The sequence below is a fragment of the Algoriphagus sp. genome (genome assembly GCF_013373065.1).
Lineage (GTDB): Bacteria > Bacteroidota > Bacteroidia > Cytophagales > Cyclobacteriaceae > Algoriphagus.
Window position 1 is genome coordinate 253,695 of the sequence record NZ_JABXIN010000001.1, and the last position, 13,483, is coordinate 267,177.

Sequence of the window (13,483 nt, forward strand, 5' to 3'; positions counted from 1 at the left end):
AAAAGGGAAAATACCGAGTGAAAATCAAATTTATGACCAGGATTGGATCAAACTTAGGTCAATATCCAGGATAATATCACAGGAAATACTCTGCGCCTTCCCGACAAAGTTCAACTTCAAATCCCAAATCCTTTCCCTTCATGCTATCAGCAAATATTGATTCTAGTTGGGCATCGGTGTTATTGGGTTCATGATGAAAGATTGCCAAATGCTTCACTTGACAAAGCGTTGCAAAATCCAAGGTATCTTCCACAGCGCTATGGCCCCAACCTAACTTCTGCTCATATTCAGGAACCGTGTAGCCCCCGTCATGGAATAGTAAATCAACTTTGTTTGCCAGCTCAAATCCACTGGTCCACTCTGGATTGGTTGGAAAGTGGGTTGATCCCAATCGGACTTCATGGTCCGGAATGTAAGCGAAGGTCTTTTTACCCAATCGGACTCGAAAACCTAAGGTTGGGCCTGGGTGGCATACATATTCGGAATGAATTTGAAATTCGCCGATCGAAAAATCATTGAAAGCCAGTTCGTGAATTTCCGGGTGATTTGGTAAATCAGCCAACCGGACTGGAAAAAAGGGAGGAGAGAAATATCTTCGTAGCCGCAACAATAGTGGGGTAACCGATGAACTTGGCCCCCAAAAATGCACTTTTACGGAAGGATTATACAATGGTAGGAAAAACCCCATCCCCATGGTATGATCTATATGCAGATGGGTTAGTAAAATATGGATTTCCTTAATCTTGGGATCAATAAAGCGTCCTAATCGCTGAATACCTGACCCTGCATCCAAAATTAAACAGGTCTCTCCATCAGTGACTTCGACACAGGATGTATTCCCTCCATAATAATTATTCTCTGGTCCTGGCGCAGGGAGTGAACCGCGACAACCCCAGACTCTTATTTTCATCATGGGTCTGTCTTCCAAAACAAAGCCAACGCACCTAAAAACCGCTCAGGCCTAGCAATTATTGGAAAAGAATTTACTTTAATATGAATTTTATCCCCATTCATGCTATGGATATAGAAAGAACCTGAATTCGGGGTTTGGTTACGAAGCGTTTTGACCAAAGGGAGTTCTTCCGGATCTATAGGCTTTCCATATTCATCAAAAGGGGTGAAAACAGTAGACCATTCCTCAACGCGCATTCCGCCAGTTTCTCCAAAGTTCAACCCAAAAATCACCCCTGCAGGCTCATTATAAAACAATAAGTTACCTTCTGGATCAACCAAAAAGGCCGGCAGAGAAAGGGTATCGACAAATTGCCTCCCTAAAATCAACTCTAAGGGTTGTGCAGGCATAAGCGGGGATTAAGTTAAAAATGAAACAGAAGTTAATAAATTTCTTTAAAAATTGATGTTTTGAGTAAAAAAAACATGCAAAAGAATACTTTTTATTGATTCCCTAAAGTCTCCATCACCGTTATATTTTTGAGAAAGCCTGATCTAAATCAGTCAAAAGATCATCCGTATGCTCCAATCCTACGGATACACGAATGAGATTTTGAGGAGTCAAGGTATCAGGACCTTCTACAGCAGCCCGACGCTCAATCAAACTTTCTATGCCTCCCAAACTGGTGGCATTTGCAAAGAGGTGAAGCTCACTGATTAACTTATCCGCAGCGGCAGCCCCTCCCTTCACTTGAATGGAAACCACTCCTCCAAAACCACTCATTTGAGATGCAGCTATAGCATGGCCGGGATGATTGGTAAGGCCGGGGTAGAAAACCTTTTCAACCTTTGGATGGGCAAGAAAATATTCCGCTAAAATGGCCGCATGCTCCGCATGACCTTTCATTCGATAGGCAAGCGATTTAATACTTCGACCTAACCAATAGCAATCTGTAGGGGATGGAACGGCTCCACCTACTCGTTGCACAGTTCTGATTCGTGTCCAAAAATCATTTTTTACTTTCGTAACCAAAGCTCCTCCCAATAAGTCACTATGGCCTCCAAAATATTTGGTACTGCTATGCATGACAATATCTGCCCCCAAAAGCAGCGGATTTTGAAAAACGGGTGTCGCGAAGGTGTTATCACAAGCTAAAATTGCTCCTTGTTCATGAGCAAGCTCTGCCACTTTTCGAATGTCCGTTATTTTCAATAAAGGGTTGGAAGGGGTTTCTACCCAAAAGAGTCGAGTAGTTGGGCGAATTGCTTTTTTGATTTCTTCCAATTTGCTCATATCCACAAAACTCACTTCATGAATTCCCTTGAAAAGCATGGTCATAGAATTGTGAAGGCCGTGGTACATATCATCTGGCGCGATAATATGAGACCCAGGCTCGAGAGCCTGAAATACCGCAGTACCGGCTGCATTTCCTGATGAAAAAGCCGCAGCATCCACTCCTTGCTCTAGGGAAGCAATGAGTTCTTCTAAAGCCAGTCGATTAGGATTACCGGCACGGGTATATAGTAAACCTGCCTCATTTCCATGTTCAAAAGTGGTGCTCAGGGTAATAGGTTGGACTACTGAGCCCGTATTATCAGTGATATGGTTCCCTTTATGAATGGCTCTTGTTTCGAATTTCATGGCTTTGTCATTGATTTGTCGAAAAATAAAAAATGCCCTGAGAAAATTGCTTGAGTTTTGTCACATTATTCAATAAAAAAGCCGGCTTATAGCCGGCTCTAAATATTTTACTTATCGAATCCGATCTACCGACCGAACCAAGGCTTCATCTTTTCGAATAAACCGATTGGCTAGCATATTAAATACCATCGCAGCTAAAATCACCCAAAAACCAGCCTGGTAGGACCCTGATTCTACCGCATTGATTTCGGAATTCACCTTATTGGTGGTTAAAAAAACAGCCACAACCAATCCCACCATGATCAAGCTATTGATCATATTGAACATCATCTGACGGGTCCGTTTTTTATATTGGAAAATGGAAATCAAAGCCAAAAGTCCTGAAAAAGACGCCATGGTAGCCATATACCAAGTCGATTTGGAGGTGACAACTTCACCGGAACCATCCAGTTCAGTAAGCATAAAGGCGGTCAACTCCCAAGTATTGCCACCATCGGATTGAATTTGATTCCAGTAAAGGGTACTGAGGCTAGCCCCCATGCAAATCACTACCAAAAACAAAAAAATGGATTGAATTCGCTGTATCATGATCGTATAATTTTTAGGCAAAGAAAAGCCCAAATCCTCGCTTTCACAAGGTAATTCCAAAAACTGGAACAAGGAATCCTAGGGGAATTGTATCTTTGTGGGCTATGAGCCATACAAACCGCTTTTTCTTGGAATTAAGCTATCACGGGAAGCCTTTTCACGGTTGGCAGATCCAGCAAAATGCATTTTCGGTTCAAGAATCCATAGAATCAGCGCTGTCCACCTATTTCAAAAAAACCATGACCATCATGGGCAGTGGGAGAACGGATACTGGGGTTCATGCCAGTCATCAAGTTTGTCATTTTGATTCGGATTCAGATTTCGATCCTGAAAAATTAATCAAGGGCTTGAATGGCATACTTCCCAAATCCATAGGAATTAAAGCAATTCGACCTGTCAAACCGGATGCGCATGCTCGATTTGATGCCCTTGAGCGGTCTTATTTTTATCGAATAATTTTCCAAAAAAATCCCTTCATGGATGAACTGGCTTGGACGCTTTTTGGAAAACTCGATTTGGAAAGAATGAATACAGCTACCCAATACCTTATTGGAGAGCAGGATTTTGAAGCATTTAGCAAAGTCCAAACGGAAGTCAATCATTTCCGTTGTCATATTCTCTCTGCCCGTTGGGAACAAAAAGAAGAGGAATTGTTATTTCATATAACCGCCAATCGATTTTTGCGTGGGATGGTACGCACAATTGTTGGAACTTTGATAGAAATCGGCCTTGGAAAAAAATCTCCCGAAAGTATGCGGGAAATAATCCTGTCCAAAAATCGAAGCAATGCAGGAAAAGCAGCCCCAGCAAAAGGGCTTTTTCTAAATCGGGTAATTTACCCCCGAGAAATTTACATAGACTGAAAAGACTTGAGCTTAGAGAAAGAAAAAACCTCATCCGGTGAAATTGTAGACACCAAAGTATTGAAGCAGCTGTATCGCTATGTGCAGCCCTACAAACTTCAATTTTACTTTTTGGTGTTTTTGACCATTTCCTTGGCAATTTTAGCTCCCACCCGACCTTATTTCATACAGATAGCCATTGACGAGCACATTGCCATCGGGGATAGTCAAGGCTTAGTCCGAATGGTCTATATATTGATTGGGCTGATGATCCTGCAGGCTGTCGTTCAATGGGCTCATACCTACTACTCGGGATGGATCGGTCAGGTTATCATTCGGGATATCCGCATCAAATTGTTCGACCACTTATTGAGACTTAAACTCAAATTCTTTGACAACACCCCCATTGGAAGACTGGTCACTCGAAATATTTCCGATATAGAAACTTTAGCGGATGTATTTAGCGAAGGATTGGCTGCCATCATCGGTGATCTTCTTCAATTGGTGACCATATTGAGTGTGATGTTTTACATTGACTGGAAGCTTACACTCGTCAGTCTATGTACGCTTCCGCTGATGATTATCTCAACCTATATTTTCAAGGAAAAAATCAAAGTCACCTTCAACGATGTTCGGAATGCTGTTTCCAACTTGAATTCATTTCTTCAGGAACACATAACGGGGATGAATATTGTCCAGATTTTCAACCGAGAGGATCGGGAGTTTGAAAAATTCAAGGAAATCAATCGAGAGCACCGAGCAGCCCATATTCGATCCGTTTTATATTATTCCATTTACTTTCCTGTTGCAGAAATCATTCAGGCAATCGGAATCGGCTTGGTTGTTTGGTATGGTGCTGTGGGCGTTTTGGGAATGGAACTTCAAGTCGGAGTCTTGATCTCCTTTATTATGTACCTGCAATTGTTTTTCAGACCTATCCGGATGATTGCAGATCGCTTTAACACGCTTCAAATGGGCGTAGTCAGTTCTTCCCGGATTTTCAAACTTTTAGACAGCGATGAACATATTGCCAATGAGGGAGATTTTAAACCTGAAAAGATCAAAGGCAATATTGAATTTAAAGACCTTTGGTTTGCTTACGTGGATGAAGACTATGTACTGAAAAACATCAATTTTTCTGTCAAAAGCGGGCAGACAATTGCGCTTGTTGGTGCTACTGGAGCCGGGAAATCATCGGTCATCAATCTCCTTTCTCGCTTTTATGAAATCAACAAAGGTGCAATTATCATTGATGGAACCGACATTCGGGATTTTGAACTAGGTACCTTGCGAAAACACATCGGCGTGGTACTTCAGGATGTTTTCTTGTTTTCAAATACCATTTACTACAACATCACCCTTGGGAACCCCAATATCAGCCGCGAACAAGTATTGGAAGCTGCCGAAATGGTGGGAGCCCGCAAATTTATAGAACGCCTTCCGGGAGGTTTGGATTACAATGTGATGGAGAGAGGTGCCACCTTATCAGTAGGACAACGGCAATTAATTTCCTTCGTCCGAGCGATGGTCTACAACCCAGAAATTATCATTTTAGATGAGGCTACCAGTTCTGTTGACACTGAAACAGAGGAGCTAATCCAAGACTCTATTGAAAAAATGATGAAGGGACGAACCTCAATCGTGATTGCTCACCGATTGTCCACGATCCAAAAGGCCGATCAAATTATTGTTTTGCATAAGGGAGAAATTGTAGAACAGGGTAAACATGATGAACTTCTTGAAAAAGGAGGCTATTACACCCAATTGCATCAAATGCAACTCAAGACCATGGCAATCTAGCCTGGAATTTGCTTGAACTAACCTAAACCAACTAGAATACCGTGAAACACAGATTAGCATTTTTGCTATTCCTATTGCCTTTTTTAGGATTAGCACAGGAAAGAGGAGCTGGAATCCGACTTGGAGAACCGTTCAGTTTGACATACAAAGATTTCTTTGATGATTACTTTTCTTGGGAAGTGATGATTGGAAGTGGCGGAATTAATGGTCCCGGTTATTATCAGCGAGATTTTGAAAACAACCCTCCTAGCTCCAATGCTTTCTATATCGGTCACAGTGCGAGCAAGGGCGTCTCTATCCATGGGCGTGTAGCCTATCATGAAGATTTCACTGATGTTTTTGACATCTCCCAAGGTTATTTATTGGGTTATGCAGGAGCAGGAGCACAACTTCGGACTACTCAGGTAAATTATACCTACAATCTTGGTGCGGGTGAGAATGGGGGAACTTTCAATGAACAACGAAGTAATGTTGATTTTGGTCCTGAGGCTTTTGTAGGAGGCGAATACTATTTTGACGAATTACCCCTTTCAGTATTTGCGGAGGTCGGAATGTTTTTGGAATTACTGGATCGTGTTGGCCATATCAAAGGTCAAGGAGGAATAGGAGTTCGGTATTTATTCTAAATCATGCGAAATAAGTTTATTATAATCCTTATTTCTCTTGCGGTTTTGGGGCTGGGAGGTTTATTCTTGTTCAATTATCTGGGCGGCAATAACCCCATTGAAATTTCGCTGATTAATCAAAAACCTGCCCCGCTCTCCGGAATCCATTATCGAGGAACTCCCCAAGACCCTTCTTTGCGAACTGCATTTGAAAAAATTGAAACAGAAAAAGCACTTCGACCAGGTAGTTTTCTTCATACGATTTATCAAGTAGAACCTGCAGGAAAATTAGACACTATGGAAGTCTTTGTGGGCTTGGATCAATTGCTAGTAGGTGAAGAATTCGAACAACGAATTTTCGAAGAAAGTAAATATTTACTTGCCAAAATTCATGGAAATCGCTGGGTAATGCCAGGGCCTGAAAAGGTGAAAAATGCCATAAATGCCTTTGCAGATTCTGCAAATCTGGAATTATCTGAAATTTTTATTGATAAGATAGTCTCTGAAAATGAGGTACATGTGATTGCTCCTATGAAAGATTAAAACCTTTTTACATTTTTTAACCAAACCTATTTCTGAAATTTTCGTGACATTAATTATTACTAAGCCAAATAAAATTTTATGAAAAAACTAATTGCAATATTTGGTTTCGCAACTATGGTTGCATTCCAAGCCTGTGAAGGCCCTGTTGGACCTCCGGGCCCTCCAGGACAAGATGGACTAGACGGCGTCACTATTGTAGGGGAAGCCTTTGAAGTAGACGTGGATTTTACTGAAGCTAACGATTACCGTGAGTTGTTTGAATTTGATCCTGCCATTTTAGAAAGTGATGTGGTATTGATCTACCTTCGATGGGAACAAGATGGAAATACGCCTATCTGGAGACCACTTCCACAAACTATTTTCTTTGAAGAAGGTGTTTTGATGTACAATTATGACTTTACACGATTTGACTTCTCAGTCTTTTTGGACGGGCCGATAGATTATAGTCTTCTCGCTTCGGATTGGACAGACAATCAACTCTTTCGAATCGTAATTGTACCGGCAGATTTTGCTGGTTCCCGTATTGACTTCTCGGATTACGAAGCTGTAACCAAGTTACTAGGCTTAGAAGAAGAGGATTTTATCCCTTTGAAACCTAAATCAAAAAATTAAATACCACATTACTAAACCAACTATTTACTACAACAGGATTGAACGATGAATTCAATCCTGTTTTTTTTCATTCCAAATATTATTTGCTTCCTATCTTTGCAGCATGCAACTCCAGAATGATCTACTGCTTCGAGCAGCAAAAGGTGAAAAAGTAGAACGAACGCCAGTATGGCTGATGCGACAAGCGGGTCGTATTCTCCCAGAATATCGCGCCGTTCGTGAATCAGTTTCAGGATTTATTGAATTAGCCCAAACCCCTGAATTGGCGGCTGAAGTAACCATTCAACCTGTAGATCTTTTGGGAGTAGATGCCGCTATTATTTTTTCCGATATCCTGGTAATTCCAGAGGCCATGGGTTTACCTTATGAAATGGTTGAAAAAAGAGGCCCCTGGTTCCCAAACACGGTTTCTTCCGAAGAGGATCTAAAAAAATTACGGATTGCAGACGGCGCGAATGATTTAAGCTATGTGATCAAGGCTATCGAGATCACCAAGAAAAATTTAAATGGCAGGGTCCCTTTAATTGGATTTGCAGGTGCGCCTTGGACGATTTTTGCTTATATGATTGAAGGAAGCGGAAGCAAGACTTTTTCAAAAGCCAGAGCTATGCTTTACCGACAACCAGATTTTTCGCATCGCCTTCTTCAAATGATTACCGATAGTACGATCAACTATCTAAAAGCTCAAATTGAAGCAGGAGCCGATTTGATTCAAGTTTTTGATTCTTGGGCTGGAATTCTAGGCCCAGATCAATATGAAGAATTTTCCCTTCGATACATTTCACAGATTTGTGATGCAATCAAAGAGGTTCCAAAAACTGTTTTTGCAAAGGGTGCCTTCTTTGCACGGGAGGCTATGGGTAAATTAAATTGTGAGACAATCGGCTTGGATTGGAATATGGGAGTTGCTGAATCCCGAAACTTGATTGGAGCTAACAAAACCCTTCAAGGAAACCTCGATCCAGCAGCTCTTTACGGATCTCCTGAGCAAGTACGACAGGCTACTCAAAATATGATGAAGCAGTTTCGAGGAAGCCGACACATCGCCAATTTGGGACATGGAGTTTATCCTGATATTGATCCGGAGATGGTCAAAGTCTTTATCCAGACCGTGAAAGAATTTCGCTAAGCCGATTATTCAATTGGAAAAAGAGCATCACCTATTCTAACAACTCCTTCACCCAAAGCAACCATATTTTGTCCGAAAAGGACCTTATTTGCTTTGGTTCTATAAGAGGAGAGGGTACGGAGTGGCTCTTTGCCAATTTCACCAGTTTCTTGATCTACAGTAGTCATCACACACCTCGCACAAGGCTTTACTATCTGAAATTCGACCGCCCCTATTTTAATCTTTTTTAAAGAGTCCTCCTGAAATGCCTCTCCACCCGAAAAAACTAAATTGGGTCGGAATCTGTCCATTGATACCGGTTCCTCCAACTTTCTATTCAAGTCGTTTAGAGATTCCTGACCAATTAGCAAGTAGGGCATGCCATCTGCAAAGCTGACGGCTTCTTTGTTGATTGCATATTTAGGACTGACTAACCTTCGAGTGGAATCTGGCATAATTACAAGTCGAACTTCTTTTCCTAAAAATTCGGAAAACCACCGATTAAACTTGGCATCAACCAATTTGGCAGTCATCGTATCATCCCACACAACCACCGACACCGCCTCATCACTTTCTAAGTTATAGGGGATTAAAATTGATTTTTTCGCGTTCTGTTTATGAAAAACTGAAAGCCCTTCCGGGGCAAGTGCTACCTGAAGTAAAGCCAAGGCTGGAAAGGAACGCTGGGACACAAAAACCCCTTCCTCATCAATCAGCATCCAACGGCGATCATAACGAAACCCTTTTTCCTCCACCATTGCTTCTTCTAAACGAATTCCTCCTAATGATTTGATGGGATAGATATAAATATCCTTAATAATAAGTAGATCCATATTTATAAAAGTAAGGTTAGCAAGTTAACCTGTCTACCCTGAATATTGATTTGCTGTGGGGTGATTGTTTTAAAAAAACCACTGTTTTAGAAGCAGAAGTCCAAAACCGATTCGGGACATCATCCCAAAAACGACCAATAAAAGTAAGATCATGGTCCATTTTAACCGGTCTTGACTGCGTTTCTTGCCAAAAAATTCTCTCATATCAAAAAGATGAATGAAACGCTCATAAGGTTGCATTCAAATCAAAAAAAATCCTGCCACAATCTCAGCTTTTCAAAAACCCAGGGTGCCATATTGAAGGAATAAAAAGCTCAAACTGCCATTGAATCTGACATTGTGACACAAAAAAATCGAAAATATCGGCTGGCATAAGCATTGAAGCGTAGGAAATAACTGAATTTGAAACTAAATAAAATTTATAATCATGGGAAAAATTATAGGCATTGACTTGGGTACCACCAACTCCTGCGTAGCCGTAATGGAGGGAAATGAGCCTGTAGTCATCCAAAACAGTGAAGGAAGAAGAACTACCCCGTCTATCGTTGCATTTCTTGACAACGGAAATGGCGAGCGTAAAGTAGGTGACCCTGCCAAGCGTCAGGCCATCACCAACCCAGCGAATACCATTTCTTCTGTTAAGCGATTTATGGGTAAAAAATTCTCTGAGGTTTCCGAAGAGAAAAAGCACGCTTCCTACAAAGTGGAGCAAGGACCAAATGACACCGTAGCTATTAAAATCGGTGACCGTTCCTATACCCCACAGGAAATTTCTGCAATGATTCTTCAGAAAATGAAGAGCACTGCTGAAGACTTCTTGGGTCAAGAAGTAACAGAGGCAGTTATTACCGTTCCAGCCTACTTTAATGATGCAGAGCGCCAAGCAACCAAAGAAGCCGGACAAATTGCCGGATTGGAAGTGAAGCGTATCATCAACGAGCCAACCGCTGCTGCTTTGGCTTACGGTATGGACAAGAAAAACCAGGATATGAAAATCGCTGTGTATGACCTTGGTGGTGGTACATTCGATATCTCAATCCTTGAATTAGGTGATGGTGTATTCGAAGTGAAATCAACCAACGGTGACGTTCATTTGGGAGGTGATGACTTTGACCAAGTAATCATCAACTGGCTTGCCGATGAATTCATGGCAGAAGAGCAAATTGACCTTAGAAAAGATCCAATGGCTCTTCAAAGATTAAAAGAAGCAGCTGAAAAGGCCAAAATCGAACTTTCCAGCTCCTCTTCTACTGAAATCAACTTGCCATACATCACTGCTACGCAGACGGGTCCTAAGCACTTGGTGCGAAACTTAAGCAGAGCGAAGTTTGAGCAATTATCAGACAATTTGGTGAAGCGAACCATGGAGCCTTGTAAAAAAGCGCTTCAGGATGCTGGATTAAACCCTTCTGAAATTGACGAAGTAATCTTGGTAGGTGGATCCACACGAATTCCAAAGATCCAGGAGGAAGTTGAGAAATTCTTCGGCAAAAAGCCTTCTAAGGGTGTAAACCCTGACGAAGTTGTTGCCATCGGCGCTGCGATTCAAGGCGGTGTATTGACTGGGGAAGTGAAAGATGTGCTTCTTTTGGATGTAACTCCTTTGTCTCTTGGTATAGAAACCATGGGTGGAGTAATGACCAAATTAATTGAAGCTAACACTACCATTCCTACCAAGAAATCCGAAGTGTTCTCCACTGCAGCCGACAATCAGCCAGCAGTAGATATTCATGTTCTACAGGGTGAGAGACCTTTGGCGAAGGATAACCGAACCATCGGAAGATTCCAGTTGACCGATATTCCACCTGCACCAAGAGGAGTACCTCAAATCGAAGTAACTTTTGATATTGATGCAAACGGTATCCTCAATGTATCTGCAAAGGATAAAGGAACTGGTAAAGAGCAGAAAATCAAGATCGAAGCTTCTTCTGGACTTTCTCAAGAGGACATTGACCGAATGAAGAAAGAAGCTGAAGCAAATGCTGCGGCAGATAAGGCAGAAAAAGAAAAGATCGAGAAACTTAACCAAGCTGACAGCTTGATTTTCCAAACTGAAAAGCAGTTGAAAGATTATGGTGACAAGCTTTCTGAAGGTAATAAAACTGCCATCAATGGAGCTTTGGACAAATTGAAAGCTGCACACCAGTCTCAAGATTTGACTGGGGTTGATTCAGGAATGGAAGAATTGAATAAAGCTTGGGAAGCAGCTTCTCAGGAAATCTACAACGCTACACAAGGAGCTGGAGCGGAGCCAGGAGCTGATGCAGGTGCTTCAAGTGCTAGCGATAGCGGAGACGGAGTTTCTGATGTAGATTACGAAGAGGTTAGCGAAGACAAGAAGTAATTTTGCTAAACCAATAATCAAAGCACCCGATAGTTATTCGGGTGCTTTTGGCATTCAAAAGCCAAGACTCCCTAATCGGAATCTTGGCTTTCTTTCTTTCACTTTTGATTTTGAAACCATGCAATTGACCCCTGACAATAAGCTGAAAAAGCTAATCGTAGTGGGAGACCGGGTACTTATCCGGCTTAAGAAACCCAACGAAAAAACATCAACGGGACTTTATCTTCCTCCTGGAGTACAGGAAAAAGAGAAAGTACAGCAAGGGTATATCATAAAAACCGGCCCAGGTTATCCCATCCCAATGCCTGTAGAAGACCATGAGCCTTGGATGGATAATGATGAAAAAGTTAAATATGTACCATTACAAGCAAAAGAGGGAGATTTAGCGATATTCCTTTTGTCTGGAGCACATGAAGTGATGTATGAAGGAGAAAAATATTACATTGTTTCCCAAGGAGCAATCCTAATGCTCGAACGAGAACAAGAACTTTAAAAAAAAGACCCAGAATCTGGGTCTTTTGTATGAGGTATTCACCTTCATAAAATTTTATCGATTTAAGCTTGCAAAGTCCTTTGCAAAATAGGTTAAAATGATCTTTGCGCCAGCCCGTTTTATTGCCGTAAGTGTCTCCATCATAGCCCGATCTTCATCAATCCACCCTCTCGCAGCGGAAGCCTTGATCATACTATATTCTCCTGAAACATTATAGGCTGCTATAGGAAGCGGATAGTTATCTTTCAATAATTTTATGACATCCAAATAAGCCAAGGCAGGCTTCACCATTAAAAAATCGGCTCCTTCTTCCATATCCAAATCTGCCTCAATTAAGGCTTCTTGCACATTTGAGGGGTCCATTTGATACGTCTTTTTATCTCCAAACTTTGGAGCGGAATCCAAAGCATCCCTAAAAGGTCCATAAAATGCACTTGCATATTTTGCTGTATAAGACATAATGGAAACCTCTGTAAATCCATGTTGATCCAATTCCTCTCTGATAAACCCCACTCTCCCATCCATCATATCCGACGGACCCAATATATCCACTCCGGCATCAGCTTGTGCTAATGACATCTTGGCAAGAATCTCTAATGTCTCGTCATTCAATATTTTTCCATTTTGAATGATACCATCATGACCATCACTACTATAGGGATCCATGGCTACATCGGACATCAAGCATACTTCAGGAAATTGCTTTTTGATTTCACGCAGCCCTTTTAGATAAAATGTTTCCGGGTTATAACTTTCTTTTGCAAAAGGATCCTTTAAAGACTCAGGATAAGCTGGAAAAACATCAAAAGTGGTAATTCCGAGATTCAAACAAGATTCGATCTCGTGAAGCATGGTATCGATAGAAAATCGAAATATACCTGGCATCGAATCTACTTCTATTTTCTTTCCAGCACCTTCAACAAGGAAAAGGGGAAAGATTAAATCTTCCACTCCCACCTTGGTTTCTTGAACAAGGTTTCGAACTGCTTCAGATTTTCGATTTCTCCTAGGTCTTCTGTTCATAACATTTAATAATGTGAATCAAAGTTACAATGAACTACTTCCAATCGAAAGAGATTTCAAGAAATGCTTCTTCTCAATGGCTTCCCCTACTTTTCTTTTCCTTCATAATCCCTATTTTATGAAATTCTGATGTACCTAGGTTATGAATTTTAACAAAAT

General features: G+C 41.3%; 14 protein-coding genes. 8 read left to right on the forward strand and 6 right to left on the reverse strand.

The window, feature by feature from the left end; all coding sequences use genetic code 11:
- Window positions 1–76: 76 nt before the first annotated feature.
- The 4 genes from HWE15_RS01130 to HWE15_RS01145 form a co-directional block, all read right to left on the reverse strand.
- On the reverse strand, window positions 77–913 hold the full coding sequence (locus HWE15_RS01130; protein WP_290505658.1) for an MBL fold metallo-hydrolase: 837 nt from the start codon (window positions 911–913) through the stop codon (window positions 77–79).
- Window positions 910–1,302 (reverse strand): hypothetical protein, encoded by a 393-nt coding sequence (locus HWE15_RS01135; protein WP_290505659.1) that lies wholly within the window; start codon window positions 1,300–1,302, stop codon window positions 910–912. Before HWE15_RS01135 ends, HWE15_RS01130 begins: the two co-directional genes overlap by 4 nt.
- A 121-nt stretch (window positions 1,303–1,423) precedes the next feature.
- Window positions 1,424–2,533 (reverse strand): aminotransferase class I/II-fold pyridoxal phosphate-dependent enzyme, encoded by a 1,110-nt coding sequence (locus tag HWE15_RS01140; RefSeq protein ID WP_290505660.1) that lies wholly within the window; start codon window positions 2,531–2,533, stop codon window positions 1,424–1,426.
- Window positions 2,534–2,644: 111 nt separating this feature from the next.
- Window positions 2,645–3,121 (reverse strand): DUF4293 domain-containing protein, encoded by a 477-nt coding sequence (locus HWE15_RS01145; protein WP_290505661.1) that lies wholly within the window; start codon window positions 3,119–3,121, stop codon window positions 2,645–2,647.
- Window positions 3,122–3,225: 104 nt separating this feature from the next.
- On the opposite strand from HWE15_RS01145, the gene truA reads away from it, so the two are divergent.
- The 6 genes from truA (at window position 3,226) to hemE (ending at window position 8,652) form a co-directional block, all read left to right on the forward strand.
- Window positions 3,226–3,984, forward strand: a complete 759-nt coding sequence (truA, locus tag HWE15_RS01150) for a tRNA pseudouridine(38-40) synthase TruA (protein WP_290505662.1) — start codon at window positions 3,226–3,228, stop codon at window positions 3,982–3,984.
- 6 nt (window positions 3,985–3,990) lie between these two features.
- A complete protein-coding gene (locus tag HWE15_RS01155) occupies window positions 3,991–5,763 on the forward strand; it encodes an ABC transporter ATP-binding protein (RefSeq protein ID WP_290505663.1) in 1,773 nt (590 codons plus the stop codon).
- Window positions 5,764–5,804: 41 nt separating this feature from the next.
- Window positions 5,805–6,389 (forward strand): hypothetical protein, encoded by a 585-nt coding sequence (locus HWE15_RS01160; protein WP_290505664.1) that lies wholly within the window; start codon window positions 5,805–5,807, stop codon window positions 6,387–6,389.
- 3 nt (window positions 6,390–6,392) lie between these two features.
- A complete protein-coding gene (locus tag HWE15_RS01165; protein WP_290505665.1) occupies window positions 6,393–6,911 on the forward strand; it encodes a hypothetical protein in 519 nt (172 codons plus the stop codon).
- A gap of 78 nt (window positions 6,912–6,989) precedes the next feature.
- Window positions 6,990–7,523 carry a hypothetical protein gene (locus HWE15_RS01170; RefSeq protein ID WP_290505666.1) on the forward strand — a complete coding sequence of 178 codons (534 nt, stop codon included), beginning with the start codon at window positions 6,990–6,992 and terminating at the stop codon, window positions 7,521–7,523.
- Window positions 7,524–7,626: 103 nt separating this feature from the next.
- The gene (hemE, locus tag HWE15_RS01175; protein WP_290505667.1) at window positions 7,627–8,652 is read left to right on the forward strand and encodes a uroporphyrinogen decarboxylase; all 1,026 of its coding nucleotides are present in this window, start codon (window positions 7,627–7,629) and stop codon (window positions 8,650–8,652) included.
- Between the two features lie 5 nt (window positions 8,653–8,657).
- Here hemE and HWE15_RS01180 read toward each other — a convergent pair whose 3' ends face one another.
- Window positions 8,658–9,464, reverse strand: coding sequence for an MOSC N-terminal beta barrel domain-containing protein (locus HWE15_RS01180; protein ID WP_290505668.1), 807 nt, complete (start codon window positions 9,462–9,464; stop codon window positions 8,658–8,660).
- A 427-nt stretch (window positions 9,465–9,891) separates the two neighbouring features.
- Between HWE15_RS01180 and dnaK the strand changes: the two genes are divergently transcribed.
- Both dnaK and HWE15_RS01190 read left to right on the forward strand, forming a co-directional pair.
- A complete protein-coding gene (gene dnaK / locus HWE15_RS01185) occupies window positions 9,892–11,808 on the forward strand; it encodes a molecular chaperone DnaK (RefSeq protein ID WP_290505669.1) in 1,917 nt (638 codons plus the stop codon).
- Between the two features lie 118 nt (window positions 11,809–11,926).
- Window positions 11,927–12,301 (forward strand): co-chaperone GroES family protein, encoded by a 375-nt coding sequence (locus HWE15_RS01190; RefSeq protein WP_259414082.1) that lies wholly within the window; start codon window positions 11,927–11,929, stop codon window positions 12,299–12,301.
- A gap of 54 nt (window positions 12,302–12,355) precedes the next feature.
- Here the strand turns inward: HWE15_RS01190 and hemB are convergent, their stop codons facing one another.
- Window positions 12,356–13,324 carry a porphobilinogen synthase gene (hemB, locus tag HWE15_RS01195; protein WP_290505670.1) on the reverse strand — a complete coding sequence of 323 codons (969 nt, stop codon included), beginning with the start codon at window positions 13,322–13,324 and terminating at the stop codon, window positions 12,356–12,358.
- Window positions 13,325–13,483: the final 159 nt, after the last annotated feature.